Below are 19791 nucleotides of genomic sequence, written 5' to 3' on the forward strand. Positions count from 1 at the left end.
ATCGTGAACCGGTCCTTGAGCTCGGTCACGAGGTCTTCGATCGCGAGCGTCGAGATCGGGTCCAGCGCGCTGCAGGGTTCGTCCATGAGCAGGACCTGCGGCTCGACCGCGATGGCCCGGGCGATGCACAGCCGCTGCTGCTGCCCGCCGGACAGGCCCATGCCCGGCTTGCCCAGCCGGTTGCGCACCTCTTCCCAGAGGTTGGCGCCACGTAGCGAGCGCTCGACCGCGGTGTCGAGATCCGCCTTTCGCCGCAGGCCATTGAGGCGCAGGCCGGCGGCGACGTTGTCATAGATCGACATCGTCGGGAACGGGTTCGGCTTCTGGAACACCATGCCGATCGTGCGGCGCACGGCGGCCGCGTCGATGCCCGGCGCGTAGATGTCCTCGTCGTCGAGAAGCACCGTGCCCTCGATGGTCGCTCGCGGCACGACCTCGTGCATGCGGTTGAGGGCCCGCAGGAACGTCGACTTCCCGCAGCCGCTCGGGCCGATGAAGGCGGTGACGCTCTTGGGCTCGATCGTGATGCTGACGTCGTCGACCGCCTTCACCCCGTTGTAGAAACAGGACAGCCGGCGCGTCTCGATGCGCTTGGCCACGGCGACTACCTCCCGGCCAGTCGGTTGCGCCGGGTCAGCAGCCGAGCGGCCACATAGAGCACCACGACGATGAGTATGAGGGTCAACGCCGCTGCCCACGCCCGCTGGACGTTGAAGGTCGACGGGGACTCGGCGTTCTGGAAGATGTAGACCGGCAGCGACGCCTGGTCGCCGCTGAACGGGTTCTTGTTGAAGTAGAAGTTGTTCCCGGCCACCAGCAGGACCGGTGCGGTCTCACCGATTACTCGAGCGATTGCGAGCATGACGCCGGTCGTGATGCCGGTTGCGGCGGTCGGGAGCACGACCCGCAGGACGGTCTTCCACTTCGGGATGCCGAGCGCGTACGAGGCTTCGCGCAGGGCCATCGGCACCAGCCGGATCATCTCCTCCGCCGTTCGCACGATGATCGGAACCTCGATGATCGTCAGCGCCATCGACGCCGCGAAGCCGGAGAAGCCTTGGTCGAGGGCAATGATCCAGAACGCGAGGACGAACAGGCCGGCCACGATCGACGGGATGCCGGTCATGACGTCGATGAGGAAACGCACCGCGGTCGCCATGCGGTTCTCGCCGTACTCGGTGATGAAGATGGCCACCAGTACGCCGAGCGGCAGCGCGATGACGGTCGCGATCGCGACCTGCTCGAGCGTGCCGAGGATGGCGTGTCCGATGCCACCGCCGATCGCGTTGGGACCGAGGCTTGCGTCACCGGTGAGGAAGCTCCAGCCGAAGCGCACGTGACCGCGTTTGATCACATAACCGATCACGAACCCGAGCGGCAGCAGGGTGAGGATCAGGCTCACGAGGGCAAAGTTGGTCGCGATCCGGTCGATCGCCTTGCGCCGGCCCTCAACCAGCCAGCTGGCGGCAGTGATCGCGAGCACCACGAGCAGAACGGCAACCACGAGGAAGTCGGCGGTGCCCTGGAAGCCGGTCACCGCGAAGAGCAACAGGGTGAGCAGAACGGCGCCGATCGCAGTGGCGGCGAGCGACCAGGCCGGCAGGCTGGGCTGCCGCAGGCTCACGCCGCCAAGCTCCGGAGTCGTGGTGCTCATCCGACCGCGCTCCGTTCCTCGGTGCCGGAGCGAAGGATGATGTAGCGCGCCGCAAGGTTGACCGCCAGCGTCAGGACGAAAAGCACCAGCCCGCTTGCGATCAGCGCGGACCTGCCGATCGAGTCCGCGTCGCCAAAGAGGTTCGCGATGTTGGCTGCGATCGTGTTGCCACTCGGTGCCAGCACGTGCCAGTTGATTGTGAAGAAGTCACCGATGACGAGCGCGACCGCAATCGTCTCGCCGAGCGCCCGCCCGAGGCCGAGCATCGTCGCGCTGATGATCCCCGGCCGGCTCGGCGGCAGCACCGCGACCCGCACCATCTCCCAACGCGTCGCCCCGAGCGCGAGGGCGGCCTCCTTGTGGGCGGGGTCGACCTGTCGCAGCACTTCACGGCTGACCGCGGCGATGATCGGAAGAATCATGATGGCGAGCACGATCGAGGCACCGAAGATCGACTTCGAAAACAGCGCCGCATGACCGTCGGGATCGCTGAACAGCGGGATCCAGCCGAGGTACCTAGCCAAGAACACCTGGAGACCGGTGAGATGCGGCAGCAGCAGGTAGAGGCCCCACAGCCCGTAGACGATGCTCGGTACGGCGGCCAGCATGTCGGTGAGGTAACCGAGCACGGTGGCGATTCGCCGGGGGGCGTACTCGGTGGTGTAGATCGCGACGCCGACGCCGATCGGCACCGCCATCACCAAGGCGAGCACGCTGGTGATGACAGTGCCGAACAGCAGCGCGGCGATGCCGAAGCTTGCTTCTCCGACCGCGGCGCTCCAGGTCTTCGTCGTCCAGAAGCTGGTCGTGTCAGCCCGCAGCGACGGGATCGCCTTGATGACCAGGAAGATCGCGATGGCACCGAGGACGACGAAGACCAGCGCGCCGGCGGCCAGCGTGAGGCCGCGGAACACCGCGTCGCCACGGCGGCCGGCTCGGCCGGCTCGTAGCGACGCGGTGTCCGCCGTCGTCTCCACGGTGCTCATCGTGTCCTACTTTGCAGCGCTCAGGTAATGGAGGCCACTGCCGACTTCGCCTTGCTGTCGAGCGAGCTCGGCAGCGGGGCGAACCCGAGTGCCGGCCCCTCGGCCTGACCGGCGCCCAGCGCGTAGGTGAGGTAGTTGCGCACCAAGGTGCCCTCGCCCGTGTTCTTGTACTTCGAGCAGACCAGGACGTAGGAGACCGTCGAGATCGGGTAACCGGTCATCTGCGTGAACGACAGCGAGCCGGCCAGGTTGTTGCCCGACCCGGTGATCGAGAAGCCGCTCTGGATCGACTTCGCAACCGCCGCGTTCGAGATGTTCACGTAGCCGCCGTTCGCACCCTTGATCGCGGCCGTCTGCAGGTTGTCCTGCTTCGCGTAGGTGATCTCTGCGTAGGTGATGCCGCCCTGGGTGCTCTTGACGCCCTGCGCGACACCCGACGACCCGGTTGCGCCGGTGCCGGTCGGCCAGTTGCTGAACTCCTTGTTGACGCCAAGCGTCCAGACCGACGACGCGGTCGCGGTGAGGAAGCCCGAGAGCACGTCGGTGGTGCCGGAGCCGTCGGCCCGGTGGTAGACCGAGATCGGCGTGCTGGGCAGCGTGACGCCGGGGTTCTCCGACGCGATCTGCGGGTCGTTCCACTTCGTGATCTTGCCCATGAAGATTCCCGCGACGGTTGCCGCGGACATGTTCAGCGGCTTGGACACGCTCGGCAGGTTGTACATGATGGCGACGCCACCCGACGTGATCGGGATGGTGAGCGCCGTGCTCCCGCAGGCCGAGTTCGCCTGCGTCTGCTCCTGCGAGGTCATGGTCACGTCCGAGCCGGCGAACGGGATCTTGCCGGCGGTGAACTGCTGGATGCCGGCGGTCGACCCGGTGCCGCTGTAGGTGATCTGTGCGCCCGGGTGCGCAGCGTGGTACTTCGTTGCCCACTGCTGCTCGAGCGTCTGCTGGAACGTCGATCCTTGCGGGCTCAGGCTGCTGCTGCTTCCGCTGCTTCCCCCGCTTCCCCCGCCGCAGGCAGCGAGCCCGAACGCGGCGACTGTCGCGATGCACGCGGTGCGCATCACAAGCGAAACCTTCACGACGACAAGACCTCCGATGCAAGCGTGGCTCGGCGAGTCCGAGCCGTGGCGCAGCCAGACGTACCCGTCCGACACAGAGGAAGTTATGAAGGCGGATTAACCCTTTGACCGACTCTGGGTGAACACCCGGTGAAGGAAGATTGCACGCGGGATGAACCAGGTCGGTTTACCCCGTGCACAAACCTGTGGATAACACCTGTAGTCGCTGCGCCGGGCCGGCGATGGCCGGCGTCAGACTTCCACGTGCTGCTGGGCGCGCTCTCCGGTGACCAGGAAGATGACCCGGCGCGCGACCGACACCGCGTGGTCGCAGAACCGCTCGTAGTAGCGGCCGCACAGCGTCACGTCGATCGCCGTCTCGATCCCGCCCTCCCACGAGTCGTCGAGGATCGCGGCGAGCAGCCGGCGGTGCAGGTTGTCCATCACGTCGTCGTCGCGTTCGAGCTCGGCCGCCATGCGCAGGTCACGGCCGGCGATCACACTCGAGCACTTGGCACAGATCCGCTGAGCGACCTGTCCCATCTCGAGCACGATGGCCTGCAGCTCGGCCGGGATGGCACTCGCCGGGTAACGGCGGCGCGCCACCTTCGCGATGTGCAGGGCGAGGTCGCCCATCCGCTCGATGTCGGCGACCATGCGCAAGCCCGTGATGATCACCCGCAGGTCGCTCGCGACCGGCTGCTGGCGGGCCAGCAGGTCGAGGGCGTTCGCTTCGATGTTCTCGTAGAGGTTGTCGATCGCGAGGTCGCCCGTGATGACCGACTCGGCGGCCTGCAGGTCGGCGTCCAGCAGCGCCTGGGTGGCGTGGTTGATCGCGCTGCCGGTCAACCGGGTGATGTCGACGAGCGAAGAGGTGATCGCCTCGAGATCCTCGTGATACTGGTCGCGCACCATGCCTCCTGCTCCGCCGCCCACTGTAGTTCGCCCTCTTTGAGGACTACCCACGGTCTCGCCAAAGTAATGAACGCCTGGCGTCCGGCAGATGAACGCGCGGGGGCGACCCTGTGAAAGGTGATCGCTACGCTCCGGGCCGGCTCGGCAAGGCCCTGATCAGGGCGGAAGTGCTCCGTATCATCGGAATCGTGACGGAGGTCGCCGGAGTGACCGGCGTACTGGTGGGGGCCGGGTGGCGCTGATCCGCCGCGCCGCACATCGCGGTCCGGCCAGTTCCACCGAAGCGCCCGCACCCCCTGCGCCGCGCGACCGGGTGCCCGCGGTCACCATGCTCGAGCTCCTGCCCACCGCTGCTGTCCTCCTCGACGCCGACGACGCCGTCCGGTTTGCCAACAGCGCCGCAGAGACCCTGGGGATCCTGCGGGATGCAAGCCTCGGCCGGCCCGAGCTCGCGCGCCTGGTCGAGGCCGCTCGTCGGACGGGGAACCCGCAGGCGGCTGAGTTCACGATCGACTTCAACGTCTTCCCGCGCCGCACGATGGCGGTCGGCGCCCGGGCCCAGCGCCTGGAGGGCGGCGAGGTCGCGCTGATCGTCGATGACCTCACCGAGGCGAAGCGGGTCGAGTCGGTACGACGCGACTTCGTCGCCAACGTCGGGCACGAGATCAAGACCCCGGTCGGTGCGCTCCAGCTGCTCGCCGAGGCGGCCTTGGACGCGCATGACGACCCCGAGGCGGTGCAGCGCTTCGTCGGGCGGATGCAGCAGGAGGCCCAGCGCCTCTCGCGCCTGGTGCAGGAGCTGCTCGACCTGTCCCGGCTCCAGGGTGGCGAGCCGTTGCCGCCGTCGACGGAGGTGTTCGTCGACGCGGTGCTCGACGAGGCGGTCGATCGCGCGCGGCTGGCCGCGGAGGCGCGCGGCATCTCGATCGTCCGCGGGGGCGACGAAGGTCTGACCGTGCTCGGTGACGAGGGACAGCTGGTCACCGCCGTCGCGAACCTGCTGTACAACGCGGTTGCCTACAGCCCGGACGCGACCCGGGTCGCGCTCGGCGTACACCTGCGGGACGACGTCGTCGAGATCACGGTGACCGATCAGGGGGTCGGCATCCCGGAGGACGAGCAGGAGCGGATCTTCGAGCGCTTCTACCGCATCGATCCCGCGCGGTCCCGAGCGACCGGCGGCACCGGTCTCGGCCTCGCCATCGTCAAGCACACCGTCGGCAACCACGGCGGCGAGGTCACCGTCTGGAGTCAGCCCGGCAACGGCAGCACGTTCACGATCCGGCTCGGGTCGGCCCGACCACCGGTCGTGGACCCGGCACCAGCCCAGCTACAGGAGGCATAACCCGTGACCCGAATCCTGGTCGTGGAGGACGAAGAGTCGTTCTCGGACGCCCTCGGATACATGCTTCGCCGGGAAGGCTTCGAGGTCGCCATGGCGGCAACCGGGCCGGACGGCATCGAGGAGTTCGACCGTGCCGGCGCCGACCTCGTGCTGCTCGACCTGATGCTCCCCGGCTTGTCGGGCCTGGAGGTGTGCCGCCAGCTGCGGCAGCGCTCCGAGGTTCCGGTCATCATGCTGACCGCGAAGGACGCGGAGGTCGACAAGGTGGTCGGGCTCGAGATCGGCGCCGATGACTATGTGACCAAGCCGTTCTCCGCCCGCGAGCTGGTCGCTCGGATCCGCGCGGTCATGCGGCGTCGCGGGTCCGAGCCCGACGAGATGGTGTCCTCGGTCCTCGAGTCGGGGCCGGTTCGCATGGACGTCGACCGGCACGTGGTCAGCGTCAACAGCGACGTCGTACCCATGCCGTTGAAGGAGTTCGAGCTGCTCGAGTTCCTGCTGCGCAACGCCGGACGCGTACTCACCCGGGGTCAGCTGATCGACCGGATCTGGGGCAGCGACTACGTCGGTGACACCAAGACCCTCGACGTCCACGTCAAGCGGCTGCGCGCGAAGATCGAGCCGTCCCCGTCGTCGCCGCGCCACCTGCTCACCGTCCGTGGGCTGGGCTACAAGTTCGAGCCCTGATCGCCGGATCGGTCGTACGCTGGCCGACGATGACCGAGCCGATGCCTCCGGACCCGATGGCCGAGGAGAGCGAAGTGGGCTGGGGCGACGAGTTGCCCGAGCCCGAGTGGGGTGACGATGCCGACCGAGAGGTCGACGTCGATGGCGCCGACGGCGACCTCGGATGGGTGAGCGACGAGCCGCCACCCCACTACGACAACCCGTGACCTGACGCCTTACGCCGCGGCCGCTGCCACGTCCCGGGTGCAGAACGCACACACCGTTGCCGCCTCGGGGATCGACGACATGCAATGCGGGCAGTCGCGGACGGGTGTGGGCTCATCGGGGGTGGGCTTGTACCGGTCCATCAGCGCGCCGATCGGGACCACGACGAAGTAGTAGACGACCGCAGCGAGGATGACGAACGCGATCACGGCGTCGAGGAAGGCGCCGTACAGGAACACCGAGTGATGGATCGTGAACGACAAACCGGTGAAGCTCGCCTTGCCGGCGATCGCCGAGATGATCGGGGTGAGCAGGTCGGTCGTGAACGCGCTGATCAGAGCGCCGAACGCGGCGCCGATCACGACGGCGACAGCCAGGTCGACGACATTGCCACGGAGCAGGAACTTCTTGAAACCGGACACGTCTAGCCCTTTCGTCGGGTGCTGGTCAGGCCGGGGTGAGGTGTGCGGCACTCCCCCCGCAGCGATCATCCTGCCCTGCTCGCGGGGTTGGTGTGTACGGCGACCGACAGCTCGTTGCCGCCGGCCGCCCGGGCGAGGGCGAGCGCCTGGTGCTCGGAGGCAGCGACGATGACCAGGCCGGCGCCCTCGGAGCCGGCCGAGCCGGTCGGGTCGCGGCTGGGCACCGAGAGCACCTGAACGTTGCGGGCAACCGGTGCGGCGCCGGTCCCGGCCGTTGCCGTCCCCGAGCCCGGATCGGGCACCGCGAGCACGTCGACCCGATCCCCCGGGTGGACGAGGGCGAGGGCGGCATCTCCGTCGGCGACCCGCACCGAGACCGCGACCGTCCCGGGCTCGTCGGTCGCCTCGAGTAAGGCGGTCGAAAGGAGCCGGACCTCGGTGAACGGCTCGCCGGCTGTCATCGGAGCCGCCAGCAGCCGGCCGACGATCGAGACCGCCGGGTCGACGGCCGCGCGGGGGACGTCAGCCACCGGCAGCCGTACGACCCGAAGGTCGCTTCGGGTGAGGGGAGCGCCGCCGGACAGGTCGCGCGCGGCGACCCAGACGGACCTGGTCGGAGCCGGTTTCGGGCGCAGCGCACTCAGTCCGGTGAGCACCGTGACGCCGGTGAGCATTGCGACGAGCAGGTGTCGGCGCACACCGAGGCGCTGCAGCGTCGCGCGCCAGCCGTCGTCGACCACGGTGCCGGACGCTAGAGCGTGGAGGCAGCGGCGAAACTGGGGGAGCCGAAGGCTGTGCGCAGCGGAACCGGCTGGCGAGGTTGTGGAGGGCGCTCCGCCGAGCGGGGCGAGCTCAGGCGACCTTGCTGCCGTCTTTCGAGCCGGACTTCGGCGATCCCGAACCGCTCGAGGAGGTGTTCGACGACGTCGTCGTCGAGGTCGAGCCGCCGGTGCCGGCCGAGGACGACTCGCTCGATCCACTCGACCCGCTCGTGCCGTCCTTGGCTGCGGTCTTGGCGGGCTCGCTCGACGTACCGGTCTTGGCGCCGGATCCCGAGCGGCTGTCGGTCTTGTAGAAGCCGGATCCCTTGAAGACCACGCCGACCGGCGAGAACACCTTGCGAAGCTTGCCTTCGCACGAGGGGCAGATGGTCAGCGGATCGTCGCTGAAGCTCTGGACGACCTCGAGCCGCTCACCGCACTCGGTGCAGGCGTACTCATAGGTCGGCATTCCGGCCTCCTCGACGATGCTCGCCACCCGGTTGGCACTCGCGTGCCTTGACTGCTAATTGTGCCGCGAAAGGGCCGGTTTCGCCAAACGCTGCCGCCTTCCCGGCGCCAGGTATCAGTCCAGCGGTCTGATCGCGGTCGCCTCGGCAGCCGCGGGCGTCTTGAACGCCCTCTCATGCATCCGCATGATCGCTTGCTGCGCGTTGTCGGGGTCGCCTTCGAGCACTCGGTCCTGGACCTCTCGATGCTCGGCACGCCAGTCCGGCGGCGACTCCGGGTTGGCGCGCACGACGACGTCGATCTCGAACTCTCGCCGGATGATCGGGCCGTAGGTGCAGACGGCGGTCGGGCACCACAGATCGAGTGCGCCGGTGCCGTCATCGACCGCGGTCCGGCAGCCCTCGCCGGACATGGCCAGCCTGGTGACGGTCGCCCGGATCGTGCCGCTCGCCGTGCGACCCTCCTCTGCCGCTTGGAGTAAGGCTGCGACCGTTGTCGTGGCGCCGCGCGGTGCCCGCTCCTCGACGGTGAGGCCGTTCGAGGCCAACCAGTGCTCGGGCCAGCTCCGCGCGTCGCCTTCGATGATCCGGCTGGCGCCGAGCCGAGGGAGTGGTTGGGCGGCTGCGAGACGCACGGCTTGCGCGTCCGGCCATCGGTGCTCGGGGTCAAAGTCGAACCTCGTTGGGTTCGGGCCGCCCTGTGCGACGAACTCGCCGAGCTCGATCATCGTCGCCAGCAGGTCGAGGTAGGCCGAGAGTGCGGGGAACCGGATCGTGAACGGGTCACCCTCGATGAACCACTCGATCACCGTGCCGCCGGGACCGCTGCCGTCCTCCATCTCGATCAAGAGGAAGCGGCGGCTCTGGTAGGCGAACGGGAACAACAGCCGCGGGCTCTGATCCGGGAACTCGTCCCGGCCCTGCTGCCACGCCTCCAGCGACGATCGCGGAGAGTCCAGCGGGGGGTACGGCGCGACCGTGACGGTTGTCGGGTCGACCCGCTGCCAGAACCGCACCAACTCCGGAGGCAGTCGCAGGGGGCTACCTCACGTTCGATCTCTCTCAGCACCCGGTCGACGTCCCGGGCAGCCTTGCGGATCGGCGGGAGCCCGGCATCCCGGTACGCGGCGACCAGCCGGTCGATGGCGTGATCGATGGGCTGATTCGCACGTTTCACCCGAATTACCTCGGCCACCACGAGCGCCGGGTTGAGCGTCCCGGGGTCCACTCGGGGCCTCGCAAGCCCAGTCGAACGGCGGCTCAGGATCCGATCGGACGGGTCGCTGGCAGTTCGGTTCGCTGGCCGAGGGCCGCGACCAGGTCGGCGCGGGCGCGGGCGACCCGCGACCGGATCGTGCCGATCGGGCAGCCACAGATCTCGGCCGCCTCGGCATAGTCGCAGCCGACGACCTGGGTGAGCACGAACGCGGTTCGCCGGTCGTCGTCGAGGCCGGCAATGAGCAGATCCATGTCGACGACGCTCGACTGATCGTGCAGGTGCTGCTCGCGCGGAACGGTCAGCAGGTACATCTCCCGCGCCCGGCTTCGGCGATCGATCTCAGCAGCACAGACCCGGCGAGAGATGGTGAGCAGCCAGGTGGAGACCCGCGCGTCACCGCGGTAGCCGGCAAGCGCCCGAAAGGCCCGTAGATACGTTTCCTGGGTCAGGTCGTCGGCGGCGTTCCGGTCGACAAGATAGGCACACATCCGCCAGATCGAGGCTTGGGTGCTCTCGACGAGCTCGGCGAATGCGGCCTGATCGCCACGGGCTGCCCGTGTTGCCACGACGTCCAGCGGGTCGCCCACGCGCTCAACACTATGGCGATGCAGGCGGGCGCTCATCGGCGGGCCTCCCGCGTTCCTCGGCCTGCGTCGATCTCGTGGGAACTGATCGTCGATGTTCGCGCACTAATGCTCTGTGAGATGTGATGCGGTGAGGGTCGCGCTCTCCGCGGCTATCGACGGCGAGCTGGCGGACTGCTCGATCGAGCATGTCCACCAGCATCTGTCGGGTTGTGGCGGTTGCCGTGACTGGCAGCGCCGCTGCGAGCAGGTGAGCAGGCGCGCCCGGATCGGTCGTGCGCTTCCCGCCGCTGATCTCACCGAGCGCGTCATGCACGCGATCGCCCTGGACCTCGAGCGCCGGCGGGCGCATCGCCAGTGGGCGGTCGCCGCTGCGCTGGTCGCAGTCTCGGGCGTCGTGCAGCTGGTCGTGTCGCTCCCCCTGCTACTGGTCGCTGGCTCCGCGCACCGCTCACCGGGTTGGGAGGTCCTGCTCGAGCTCGTGGTCGGGTCCAGCTTCTTTGCGGGCGCGCTGGGGGTGCTCTGGCACACCCGGACAGCCGCCGAGCCCATCGGGGTGCTGACGGTAGCCGAGCGAGAGCCGGCATCGCCGGCAACGGTCGGGAGGGTGGCATGACCGGTGCATGGGTGCTGGCCGATCCCAGCGTGCCGCTGACCACCCATACCGCGTTCAGCGAGTGGCAGTTCGCCCCGATCGTGACGGCAGGCGTGGCGTTTTTCGCCGCGCTGTATGCGATCGGGATCTGGCGGGTCCGGCGGCGCCACCCGGCGCGACCATGGCCGCTGCTGCGCTCGCTCTCCTTCTACGCGGGCCTGGTCGTCGTGGTCCTCGCGACGCAGAGCAGCATCGGTGCGTACGACGACGTGCTGTTCAGCGTGCACATGGTCCAGCACCTCATGTTGATCATGGTCGCGCCGCCGCTGTTCGTCGCCGGGCGCCCGGTCACGTTGTTGCTACACGCTTCACGCAACCCGCTGCACCGTTGGACGATTGCCGTCGTCCGGTCGCGCGTGGTGACTGCGCTGACCTGCCCGCCGGTAGCGGCGGTGATCTATGCCGCGGTGATCATCGGCACCCACCTGACCGGCTTCATGAACGTCACGCTGCACCACGAAGGTGTGCACGACGCCGAGCACGCGCTCTACCTGGTGACCGGATACCTCTATTTCCTGCCGCTGCTCGGCTCCGAGCCGATCCGCTGGAAGATGTCGTTCCCGACCCGCTTCCTGCTGCTCGCGTTGAGCATGCCGGTCGACACCTTCGTCGGCGTCGTGCTCCTTCAGGCCAACCACGAGCTGTTCTCGGCGTACCTGTCGACCGGTCGCACGTGGGGGCCCAGCTATGTGAGCGACCTGCATCTCGGCGGGGCGATCATGTGGGTCGGCGGTGACGCGATCATGTTCGTCCTCGCCATTTGCGTCTTTGTCGTCTTCATGCGTGACAAGCGCGCGCAGGCCAGCATGGGCGACTGGCTGGAGCGAGCGCGCCTGCAGGCGCTGCGCGACAACGTCGCGACCGCAGGGGTGACGGCGCCCGCATCGACGGCCAGGCGGACCCGGACGGTCGACGACGACGAGCACCTGGCGGCCTACAACGACTACCTCGCCCGGCTGCATGCCGGCGAGACCGACGGACCAACTCGATGACTGGAAGGACAGACGTGCGAGGCAACCTCTGGCGACGAGGGGGACTGGTAGCAGTCGTCGCGGCAATGGTGATCGGGCTCACGGCATGCGGCGGCGATCCGGCGAAGCCGCCGCCGGCGTCGCTGGGGAATGTCGTCGACTTCACGGTCCCGGCGGCGATCCGCAACATCCCGCTGACCGAACCGGACGGAGCCACGACGACGCTGGCCGCCTACCAGGGCAAGGTGGTCATGATCGCGGACTTCCTGAGCCTGTGCACCGACGTCTGTCCGCTGATCTCGGCCAACACCGCCGCGATGGCGCGCGCGATCAATGCGGACGGGTACGGCGGCAAGGCAGCCCTTCTCGAGATCACGGTCGATCCCCAACGGGACACGCCGGCCCGGCTGGCGGCGTACCAGAAGCTGTACGGCGGCCCGCTCCGTGACTGGACCTTGCTGCGAGCCAGCCCGGCGAACACCCGCAAGCTCTGGAAGTTCTTCGGGGTCTCCTACAACCGGGTCAAGGAGGAGAAGCCGCCGAGCATCGACTGGTGGACCCACAAGCCACTGACCTACGACGTGGACCACTCCGACGATCTGATCTTCCTCGGACCGTCCGGGCGCGAGCAGTACGTGGTCAACGCCGGTGCCGACGTACAAGGGCACCTGCCGCCGCAGAAGCTGGTCAAGTTCCTCGATCCGCTCGGCCTGAGGACCCTCTACCACCCCAGGGCGGTCGACTCGTGGACGGTGAGTCAGGGCCTCTCGGTGATGGCCTGGCTGCTCAAGCACAAGCTCGCCGATCCCGCGTGAGGCGGCGCGGCGCGGCGCTCGTCGCCGTTGCCGGCCTGGCCCTGCTGGCCGGGTGCGGGGGCGGAGCATCGGCCGGCGTCCATCGCCCGTCGGCCGACCGGACGATCACGCTCAGCGTGCGCTCGACGCCCGGCCTCGGCAAGTTCCTCGTGACCGACGGCTGGACGCTGTATCTCTACCCGCCGGACCGCCGGGAGCGGGTCAGCTGCACCAAGGTCGAGCAGTGCGACCAGGCCTGGCCTCCGCTGTTCGTCGGGGCCGGATACAACGTTTTGGCCGGTCCCGGCGTCAATAAGGCATTGATCGGAACTATGCCAGGAGACGGCGGGCGCGTCGTGACCTACAACCGCTGGCCGCTCTACTACTACATCGGTGACCGGAAGGCCGGCGACGTCAATGGGCAGGACCAGGGATTCAACTGGTTCGTTGTTTCTCCCGATGGGGTACCGAACAAAGCGGATTCGAAGTCGTCAACGGGCTGAGTTCGGGGCAGAATGAAGGTGTCCCAGGGGTCCAGAAAGTGGTCGGTGTGATCAACGTCTCGCGTCACATCCCGCGAGGCGTGCTGGCAGCCGTCGCGGCAGTGGTCGTCCTCGCCGGGGTCGGCGTCGCGGTCCTCACCCTCAATCACTCCGGGTCGTCGCATCAGAAGATCAAGGCAGCCGGCAAGGGTCAGCTGCCGCTCGCAACGCTGCGCGTCGAGCATCTCCACCACGGCCGCGTGCACTACGCCAAGCGGCTGCGGTTGCACGTGGTCAACGGCGTCCTGAGTTCGGTGTCGGTCCGCGACCAGAGCGGCGCGGGGGCGATCGACGGCACGTTCAACAAGACGCGGACCCGCTGGCACAGCAGCCACCCGCTGGCTCCGTCGCTCCAGCTCCGTGCGGCGGTGAGCTACGTCGACCTGGCGCACAAGACGATCCGGCGCACCCTCCACGTGTCCACTCCGGCGGCCAAGCAGCACGTCAACGCGCTGCTGTCCCCGGGCGGCGGCGACACCGTCGGCGTCGGGTCGCCGGTGGTCGTGACGTTCTCCCGGCCGGTCCCCGAGAACAAGCGCGCCGAGGTCGAGGCCGGGCTGTCCGTCAAGGCCACGCCATCGGTCGTCGGTGCCTGGCACTGGATGAGCGACCAGGAGGTGCACTGGCGCCCGCCGTCGTACTGGAAGCCGGGCACCAAGGTGCAGATCTCCTCCGACCTTCAGGACGTCGACTTCGGCCACGGGGCGTGGGGAGCGGTCGGGCACCACCAGACGTCGTTCGTGATCGGCCCGTCGCACATCAGCGAGGTCGACATCGCCAACCACGAGATGTACGTGTACAACAACGGTCGGTTGATCAAGACCTTCCCGGACAGCACCGGCCGGGCCAGCCTTCCCACGATGGACGGTGTCCACATCGCGATCGAGAAGTCACGGGTCGTGGACATGAACTCCGCGACCGTCGGCATTCCGCAGGGCAGCCCGGGCTACTACAACGAGCTGGTCTACTGGGACGTCCGCATCTCCGACGGTGGCGAGTTCGTGCATGCGGCGCCGTGGTCGGTCGCCGAGCAAGGGCACATCAACGTGTCCCACGGGTGCGTGAACCTCAGCCCGGCCAACGCCGAGTGGTTCTACAACTGGTCGCTGCGCGGCGATGTCATCGATGTGTACGACGGCGTCCGGCCGCCGAGTGCAACCGATCCCGGGACCGCCGACTGGAACATGTCGTGGAAGAAGTGGTTGGCCGGCGACGCCGCGCCGAGTGCGGCCGCGCTCGCGTTGCACCCGCGGCTGCCCCACACCTACGAGCCGCGGTTCGCCCCCACCCATCACAAGCACTCGTCGTCGGGCAAGAAGCACCACCACAAGAAGCAGCACTGACCGCTGCCTCAGTGGCCGCTATGCAGACGACTCAGCGCAGGTCGATGACCCCGGACGGGCGCAGCGCAAGGTCGACCCGACGGTCGTGCGGATGGTCCGGCAGCTCGTCCAGTACCTCGTCGTCGAACACGACGGCCGCAACCGGTGCCGAAACCTCGCGCAGGGCGCGGTCGTAGTAGCCGCGTCCCCGGCCGAGCCGCCGGCCGCTGCGGTCCACCGCAAGCGCAGGGACAACCACCAGGTCGGCCTGCTGCACGGCACTGGCGCCGAGCCGCCGGCCGCTTGGCTCGCTGATTCCGAGCGGGCCCGGCTCGACCTCGTCGAGCGCGGTGCAGACCGCCCAGTCGAGATCCGCTCCGTCGATGACCGGCAGGAGCACCCGCACTCCGTCGTCCAACCAGCCCTCGATCGACGGACCGGTCGGCGGCTCCGATCCGAAGGACAGGTAAGCGGCGACGGTCCGAAGCTCGCGCCAGCGCAGCGCAGCCTGCTCGGCCAATGCCGCCCCCGTGCGAGTGAGCGCTTCCTGACTGCGTCGCGCGCGGGCGGCGAGGATCTCGTGCCGGATCGCCTCCTTGCGGGCAGCGACGTCCTCGGTCACTCCCGCAGTCTGCCCGGGTAGCGGCCGGCGAGTCACCCCGGACATTAGGGTTGGCCTATGACCAGGCACGTGACCAAGGCGGTCGTGACCGTCGCGGGGTTGGGCACGCGGTTCCTGCCGGCGACGAAGGCCACGCCGAAGGAGATGCTCCCGGTCGTCGACAAGCCGGCGATCCAGTACGTCGTCGAGGAGGCCGTGCGGGCCGGTCTGGACGACGTACTGCTCGTGACCGGACGCAACAAGACGCCGATCGAGGACCATTTCGATCGGCATTACGAGCTGGAGGACCGGCTCGAGGGGGACGCCGGAAAGCGCGATCTGCTCGACCAGGTCCGCAGCGTCACGGAGCTCGCGACCGTGCACTACGTGCGGCAAGGCTCGGCGCGCGGTCTCGGGCACGCGGTGCTGTGCGCGGCTCAGCACGTGGGCAACGAGCCGTTCGCGGTCCTGCTCGGCGACGACCTGATCGACGAACGCGACGTATTGCTCACCCGCATGATCGGCGTGCAGCAGCGGCTCGGCGGCTGCGTGGTGGCGCTGCTCGAGGTGCCGGCCGACCAGATCGGTCTCTACGGGTGCGCCGCCGTCGAGGCGACCGACGAGGAAGACGTGGTCCGCATCACCGGGATGGTCGAGAAGCCGAACCCCGAGGATGCGCCGAGCAACCTGGCGATCATCGGCCGCTACGTGCTCGCGCCGGAGATCTTCGCGGTGATCAGCCAGACCCCGCCGGGGCGCGGCAACGAGATCCAGCTGACCGACGCGATCCAGACCTTGACCGGGCGCACCGCCGACGGCGGTCCGGTCTACGGCGTGGTCTTCCGCGGTCGCCGCTACGACACCGGCGACAAGGCCGACTACCTCAAGACCATCGTGCAGCTGGCCTGTGACCGTGCGGATCTCGGGCCGGAGTTCCGCAAGTGGCTAGCCGGTTTCGTGGCGGAACGGCTCCCGCAGGGCGACCCCGTCGAGCCGTTGCAGCCGTGATCGCAGAGCCGCCGGTATGAGCCCATCGCTGAAGTCGGTCGAGGAGCACCTCGAGCAGATTCTCGGCGCGGTCGAGCCACTGGGCGGTCTCGAGCTCACGCTCTCGGATGCACACGGCTGTGTCCTGATCGAAGATGTCGTCGCGTCCTTTCCCTTGCCGCCGTTCGACAACTCGGCGATGGACGGGTACGCCGTGCGTTCCGAGGACGTGCGTTCGGCGAGCGAAGCATCACCGGTCGTGCTGCCCGTGGTCGGTGACATCGCGGCGGGCAATACCTCGCCGTACACCGTGCAGCAGGGGCTGTGCGTGCGGATCATGACCGGTGCGCCGATGCCGCCGGGGGCAGATGCGGTCGTCCCTCTCGAGGACACCGACGGCGGGATCGCGCAGGTCGCCATCCGGCATGCTCCGCAGCCGGGAAGCTGTGTGCGCAGCGCGGGCGAGGACGCGCAACCGGGCACCCATGTGCTGTCCGCCGGCACACACCTCGGCGCAACCCAGCTCGGCCTGCTTGCGGCGGTCGGCCGCGACCGTGTAGTCGTTCGCCCGCGGCCACGCGTGGTCGTGCTGTCGACCGGCAGTGAGCTCGTTGAGCCGGGCCAGCCGCTGGCCCGTGGCCAGATCCCGGACTCCAACAGCGCATTGTTGACCGCGGCTGCACTCGAGGCCGGCGCGATCGCGTTCCGCGTCGGCATCGTGCCCGACGATCCGCGGCTGCTCGCGGACACTCTCGAGGATCAGCTGATTCGCGCGGACGTCGTGGTCACGAGCGGTGGCGTGAGCGTCGGTGCGTACGACGTGGTGAAGGAGGTGTTGAGCCGGGTCGGCACCGTGACCTTCGAGCGGGTGGCGATGCAGCCGGGGATGCCGCAGGGCTTCGGCACGATCGGCCACGACAACGTCCCGTTCTTCGGCCTGCCGGGCAATCCGGTGAGCGCGTATGTGTCGTTCGAGGTCTTCGTGCGTCCCGCACTGCGACGGATGCTCGGAGTCGAGCCGATCTCGCGACCCGTGGTGCGCGCGAAGGTCACCGACGCGCTGCGCTCGCCCGCCGGACGGCGGTCCTACCTGCGCGGCTGGCTGTCGGTCGAGCAGGGCGCCTACAGCGTGCGCCCGGTCGGTGCGTCCGGCTCGCACCTGATCGCATCACTCGCACACGCGAACGCGTTGATCGTCGTACCGGAGTCGACGACCGAGGTCGAGGCGGGATCACCGGTGACGGTCATGATGCTCGAGCGGAGACATCAGTGAGCTCTGGCTTCACACATGTCGATGCATCCGGTGCAGCCCGGATGGTAGATGTCTCTGCCAAGGACGTGAGCGTCCGCAGCGCGACGGCACAGGGAAGCGTCGAGGTCTCCGCCGAGGTGGTCGAGCTGCTGCGCGGCGAAGGTGTCCCCAAGGGTGATGCGCTCGGTGTCGCGAGGGTCGCGGGGATCATGGCGGCGAAGCGCACGCCGGAGCTGGTGCCGCTGTGCCACCCGATCGCCCTGCACGGCGTCACCGTCGATCTCGACGTGACGGATGCCGGAGTCGCGATCTCGGCGACGGTACGCACGGCCGACCGGACTGGTGTGGAGATGGAGGCCCTCACTGCAGTGGCGGTCGCCGGGCTCGCCCTGATCGACATGGTGAAAGGTGTCGATCCTGCGGCGCGGATCGCCGGCATCGAGGTCGTGGAGAAGACCGGCGGTGTGCACGGCGACTGGAGACGGCCGACGTGACCCGCGCCGCCGGGTTGCCTGCCGACGCGCGAGCTCGGGTGATCACGGTCTCGGACCGCTCGCATCGCGGTGAGCGCCACGATGCGTCGGGGCCGTTGCTGTCGGAGCTGCTCACCGAGCTCGGTTTGGCGGTCGCGGAGGTCGTCGTCGTACCGGATGAGATCGAGATCATCGAGATCGCGCTGCGTGCCGCGATCCAGGACGGCGTTGATGTGGTGGTGACGACCGGTGGCACCGGTCTGTCCCCGCGGGACGTGACCCCGGAGGCGACCCGTCGCGTGATCGACCGCGAGGCGCCAGGGTTGGCTGAGGCGCTGCGCCACTACCGGCGCGACGAGGTCCCGACCGCCCTGCTCACGCGTGCGGTCAGCGGAGTGGCCGGGCAGACGCTGGTGGTGAATCTGCCGGGGTCAACCGGAGGGGTCAAAGACGGCGTCGCGGTCCTGGTGCCGGTGATCGGGCACGCGATCGCCCAGCTACGCGGCGGCGACCACTGACGATGTGGTCGGGAAACGCTCCGGGGTGGCCGGCGGTCCTTCGCGACGGCGATGTGACGGTTCGCCCGTTGCGCATGCGCGACGCGGGCGCCTGGGTCGAGTCGCGCCGCCGCAATGCCAAGTGGCTCGAGCCGTGGGAGGCCACCCCGCCCGCAGGTGCGGCGGTGTTCGGGGCGTCCACGGCGGTGTTCTCGGCGATGACGCGGCGGCTGCGCGCGGACGCTCGACAGGGGCGGGCACTTCCGTTCGTGATCGTCCTCGGCAAACAGTTCGCCGGCCAGATCAACGTCGCCGGCGTCGTACGCGGCTCGATGGACGGTGCGCATATCGGCTATTGGATCGACGAGCGCTTTGCCGGCCGCGGGGTGATGCCGACCGCGGTGGCGCTCGTCGTCGACCACTGCTTCCGGGTGGTCGGGTTGCACCGGATCGAGGTCAACATCCGGCCGGAGAACCATGCCAGCCGCCGAGTGGTGGAGAAGCTCGGCTTCCGCGACGAGGGCATCCGCAAGTCCTTCCTGCACATCGACGGCGACTGGCGCGACCACCGGACCTACGCCCTGGTGCAGGACGAGGTGCCGGGCGGGCTGCTGCGGCGCTGGCACCAGTCACAACGAAGGGCGGAAACGGTGCAACGGGAGCATCGCGACACACCGGCCTAGGTGCGTGCCCATCGGGCGAACGCTGGTTAGCGTTGCGGTGCAATGAATCTGAACCATTGGCAGGCCCGATCGTGAGTCCCATCATCCTGCTGGGACTCGTGGTGATGTGGGCTGTGGTTCTGATCCCGATGTGGCTGCGCCGCCACGACGAAACCGAGGAATCCCGCTCGGTCGAGCGGTTCACCAGCGCGATGCACACGCTGTCCCGCCGGGAGCCGGCCGACCGGAGGTACGTCGTCATGCCGCACCGCAGTCATTCCCTCGACGTCCACGTGTCGGGGGCTTCGGCCAGCGCGCGCCGTGGCCGGCTCGCGGCCGCCTTCGCGCGCCGCGCGGCCCGCCGCGCCCGCCGCGCGCCGCTGACGGCGGCGCACCGTCGCCGGCGTACCTTGCTCGGCCTCGTGGTCCTTGCCGTCGTGACCTTGCTGGCCGCGGTCCTGGTCGGCGGAACCGCCATCTGGGCGCTGCAGATCCTCGCCGACGTGCTCGTGGCCGGCTTCCTGGCGAACCTGGTTCTGCGCGCGCGCCGCGCGACCCCCGCCCGATCGACGCGCACGGCCCGCGGCGCGACTGCTCGCCAGCAGGTTCGCGCGCCCCGCCGCCCGGCAACCCGGCCGGCTGCTCGCACGCGGACCGCTCGACCCGCTCGCCCGGCCGCGGAGCAGCCGGTCGAGGCCGCCTACCAGCATCCGATGGTCAAGAAGCG

General features: G+C 68.9%; 25 protein-coding genes. 14 read left to right on the forward strand and 11 right to left on the reverse strand.

What is annotated here, in order from left to right; genetic code table 11:
* The 5 genes from VME70_17145 to phoU all read right to left on the reverse strand — a co-directional run.
* Positions 1 to 599 (reverse strand): phosphate ABC transporter ATP-binding protein (locus VME70_17145; protein ID HTW21923.1); only part of this gene is annotated, 599 nt, incomplete at its 3' end.
* Between the two features lie 5 nt (positions 600 to 604).
* On the reverse strand, positions 605 to 1654 hold the full coding sequence (gene pstA, locus VME70_17150; protein ID HTW21924.1) for a phosphate ABC transporter permease PstA: 1050 nt from the start codon (positions 1652 to 1654) through the stop codon (positions 605 to 607).
* On the reverse strand, positions 1651 to 2640 hold the full coding sequence (gene pstC / locus VME70_17155) for a phosphate ABC transporter permease subunit PstC (protein HTW21925.1): 990 nt from the start codon (positions 2638 to 2640) through the stop codon (positions 1651 to 1653). Before pstC ends, pstA begins: the two co-directional genes overlap by 4 nt.
* Before the next feature lie 20 nt (positions 2641 to 2660).
* Entirely contained in the window at positions 2661 to 3725 is a 1065-nt protein-coding gene (gene pstS / locus VME70_17160; GenBank protein HTW21926.1) for a phosphate ABC transporter substrate-binding protein PstS, read from the reverse strand.
* Positions 3726 to 3956: 231 nt separating this feature from the next.
* On the reverse strand, positions 3957 to 4619 hold the full coding sequence (phoU, locus tag VME70_17165; GenBank protein HTW21927.1) for a phosphate signaling complex protein PhoU: 663 nt from the start codon (positions 4617 to 4619) through the stop codon (positions 3957 to 3959).
* A 232-nt stretch (positions 4620 to 4851) separates the two neighbouring features.
* Here phoU and VME70_17170 point away from each other — a divergent pair, with 232 nt between their 5' ends.
* Genes VME70_17170 through VME70_17180 form a run of 3 tightly spaced genes read left to right on the forward strand, consistent with a single transcriptional unit; the run spans position 4852 to position 6857 of the window.
* On the forward strand, positions 4852 to 5964 hold the full coding sequence (locus VME70_17170; GenBank protein HTW21928.1) for an ATP-binding protein: 1113 nt from the start codon (positions 4852 to 4854) through the stop codon (positions 5962 to 5964).
* Between the two features lie 3 nt (positions 5965 to 5967).
* Complete coding sequence (locus VME70_17175) at positions 5968 to 6651, forward strand: response regulator transcription factor (protein HTW21929.1); 684 nt, start codon at positions 5968 to 5970, stop codon at positions 6649 to 6651.
* Between the two features lie 29 nt (positions 6652 to 6680).
* Positions 6681 to 6857 carry a hypothetical protein gene (locus VME70_17180; protein ID HTW21930.1) on the forward strand — a complete coding sequence of 59 codons (177 nt, stop codon included), beginning with the start codon at positions 6681 to 6683 and terminating at the stop codon, positions 6855 to 6857.
* A 9-nt stretch (positions 6858 to 6866) separates the two neighbouring features.
* Here VME70_17180 and mscL read toward each other — a convergent pair whose 3' ends face one another.
* The 5 genes from mscL to VME70_17205 form a co-directional block, all read right to left on the reverse strand.
* Positions 6867 to 7346: a large conductance mechanosensitive channel protein MscL gene (gene mscL / locus VME70_17185; GenBank protein ID HTW21931.1), complete on the reverse strand. Its 480-nt coding sequence runs from the start codon at positions 7344 to 7346 to the stop codon at positions 6867 to 6869.
* Positions 7343 to 8017 (reverse strand): Flp pilus assembly protein CpaB, encoded by a 675-nt coding sequence (gene cpaB / locus VME70_17190; protein HTW21932.1) that lies wholly within the window; start codon positions 8015 to 8017, stop codon positions 7343 to 7345. The genes mscL and cpaB overlap by 4 nt, the downstream gene beginning before the upstream one ends.
* A gap of 112 nt (positions 8018 to 8129) precedes the next feature.
* Positions 8130 to 8507: an FmdB family zinc ribbon protein gene (locus VME70_17195; GenBank protein ID HTW21933.1), complete on the reverse strand. Its 378-nt coding sequence runs from the start codon at positions 8505 to 8507 to the stop codon at positions 8130 to 8132.
* A gap of 114 nt (positions 8508 to 8621) precedes the next feature.
* Positions 8622 to 9524, reverse strand: a complete 903-nt coding sequence (locus VME70_17200) for a hypothetical protein (GenBank protein HTW21934.1) — start codon at positions 9522 to 9524, stop codon at positions 8622 to 8624.
* Positions 9525 to 9765: 241 nt separating this feature from the next.
* Entirely contained in the window at positions 9766 to 10347 is a 582-nt protein-coding gene (locus VME70_17205; GenBank protein HTW21935.1) for a sigma-70 family RNA polymerase sigma factor, read from the reverse strand.
* Positions 10348 to 10438: 91 nt separating this feature from the next.
* Here VME70_17205 and VME70_17210 point away from each other — a divergent pair, with 91 nt between their 5' ends.
* Genes VME70_17210 through VME70_17230 form a run of 5 tightly spaced genes read left to right on the forward strand, consistent with a single transcriptional unit; the run spans position 10439 to position 14613 of the window.
* Complete coding sequence (locus VME70_17210; GenBank protein HTW21936.1) at positions 10439 to 10924, forward strand: hypothetical protein; 486 nt, start codon at positions 10439 to 10441, stop codon at positions 10922 to 10924.
* Positions 10921 to 11955 carry a cytochrome c oxidase assembly protein gene (locus VME70_17215; GenBank protein HTW21937.1) on the forward strand — a complete coding sequence of 345 codons (1035 nt, stop codon included), beginning with the start codon at positions 10921 to 10923 and terminating at the stop codon, positions 11953 to 11955. Before VME70_17210 ends, VME70_17215 begins: the two co-directional genes overlap by 4 nt.
* Positions 11952 to 12749: an SCO family protein gene (locus VME70_17220; GenBank protein ID HTW21938.1), complete on the forward strand. Its 798-nt coding sequence runs from the start codon at positions 11952 to 11954 to the stop codon at positions 12747 to 12749. The genes VME70_17215 and VME70_17220 overlap by 4 nt, the downstream gene beginning before the upstream one ends.
* Positions 12746 to 13231 (forward strand): hypothetical protein, encoded by a 486-nt coding sequence (locus VME70_17225; protein ID HTW21939.1) that lies wholly within the window; start codon positions 12746 to 12748, stop codon positions 13229 to 13231. Before VME70_17220 ends, VME70_17225 begins: the two co-directional genes overlap by 4 nt.
* 47 nt (positions 13232 to 13278) lie before the next feature.
* Positions 13279 to 14613 (forward strand): Ig-like domain-containing protein, encoded by a 1335-nt coding sequence (locus VME70_17230; GenBank protein ID HTW21940.1) that lies wholly within the window; start codon positions 13279 to 13281, stop codon positions 14611 to 14613.
* A 31-nt stretch (positions 14614 to 14644) separates the two neighbouring features.
* Here the strand turns inward: VME70_17230 and VME70_17235 are convergent, their stop codons facing one another.
* The gene (locus VME70_17235; GenBank protein HTW21941.1) at positions 14645 to 15214 is read right to left on the reverse strand and encodes a 5-formyltetrahydrofolate cyclo-ligase; all 570 of its coding nucleotides are present in this window, start codon (positions 15212 to 15214) and stop codon (positions 14645 to 14647) included.
* Between the two features lie 57 nt (positions 15215 to 15271).
* On the opposite strand from VME70_17235, the gene galU reads away from it, so the two are divergent.
* From galU to VME70_17265, 6 genes are all read left to right on the forward strand, one after another.
* On the forward strand, positions 15272 to 16201 hold the full coding sequence (gene galU, locus VME70_17240) for a UTP--glucose-1-phosphate uridylyltransferase GalU (GenBank protein ID HTW21942.1): 930 nt from the start codon (positions 15272 to 15274) through the stop codon (positions 16199 to 16201).
* Between the two features lie 16 nt (positions 16202 to 16217).
* Positions 16218 to 17453, forward strand: coding sequence for a gephyrin-like molybdotransferase Glp (gene glp / locus VME70_17245; GenBank protein ID HTW21943.1), 1236 nt, complete (start codon positions 16218 to 16220; stop codon positions 17451 to 17453).
* Entirely contained in the window at positions 17450 to 17926 is a 477-nt protein-coding gene (gene moaC, locus VME70_17250) for a cyclic pyranopterin monophosphate synthase MoaC (protein ID HTW21944.1), read from the forward strand. Before glp ends, moaC begins: the two co-directional genes overlap by 4 nt.
* Complete coding sequence (locus VME70_17255; GenBank protein ID HTW21945.1) at positions 17923 to 18423, forward strand: MogA/MoaB family molybdenum cofactor biosynthesis protein; 501 nt, start codon at positions 17923 to 17925, stop codon at positions 18421 to 18423. The genes moaC and VME70_17255 overlap by 4 nt, the downstream gene beginning before the upstream one ends.
* Before the next feature lie 2 nt (positions 18424 to 18425).
* Positions 18426 to 19085, forward strand: coding sequence for a GNAT family protein (locus VME70_17260; GenBank protein HTW21946.1), 660 nt, complete (start codon positions 18426 to 18428; stop codon positions 19083 to 19085).
* Between the two features lie 71 nt (positions 19086 to 19156).
* A partial coding sequence (locus VME70_17265; GenBank protein HTW21947.1) for a hypothetical protein occupies positions 19157 to 19791 on the forward strand: 635 nt, incomplete at its 3' end.

This window comes from Mycobacteriales bacterium, assembly GCA_035504215.1.
GTDB lineage: Bacteria > Actinomycetota > Actinomycetes > JAFAQI01 > JAFAQI01 > DATAUK01.

Coding starts and splice junctions, on each gene's coding strand:
- VME70_17195 (HTW21933.1), bottom strand. CDS start 8,507: ATGCCGACCTATGAGTACGCCTGCACCGAGTGCGGTGAGCGGCTCGAG.
- VME70_17260 (HTW21946.1), top strand. CDS start 18,426: ATGTGGTCGGGAAACGCTCCGGGGTGGCCGGCGGTCCTTCGCGACGGC.
- galU (HTW21942.1), top strand. CDS start 15,272: ATGACCAGGCACGTGACCAAGGCGGTCGTGACCGTCGCGGGGTTGGGC.
- glp (HTW21943.1), top strand. CDS start 16,218: ATGAGCCCATCGCTGAAGTCGGTCGAGGAGCACCTCGAGCAGATTCTC.
- VME70_17215 (HTW21937.1), top strand. CDS start 10,921: ATGACCGGTGCATGGGTGCTGGCCGATCCCAGCGTGCCGCTGACCACC.
- VME70_17205 (HTW21935.1), bottom strand. CDS start 10,347: ATGAGCGCCCGCCTGCATCGCCATAGTGTTGAGCGCGTGGGCGACCCG.
- VME70_17180 (HTW21930.1), top strand. CDS start 6,681: ATGACCGAGCCGATGCCTCCGGACCCGATGGCCGAGGAGAGCGAAGTG.
- mscL (HTW21931.1), bottom strand. CDS start 7,346: ATGATCGCTGCGGGGGGAGTGCCGCACACCTCACCCCGGCCTGACCAG.
- phoU (HTW21927.1), bottom strand. CDS start 4,619: ATGGTGCGCGACCAGTATCACGAGGATCTCGAGGCGATCACCTCTTCG.
- pstC (HTW21925.1), bottom strand. CDS start 2,640: ATGAGCACCGTGGAGACGACGGCGGACACCGCGTCGCTACGAGCCGGC.
- pstA (HTW21924.1), bottom strand. CDS start 1,654: ATGAGCACCACGACTCCGGAGCTTGGCGGCGTGAGCCTGCGGCAGCCC.
- VME70_17220 (HTW21938.1), top strand. CDS start 11,952: ATGACTGGAAGGACAGACGTGCGAGGCAACCTCTGGCGACGAGGGGGA.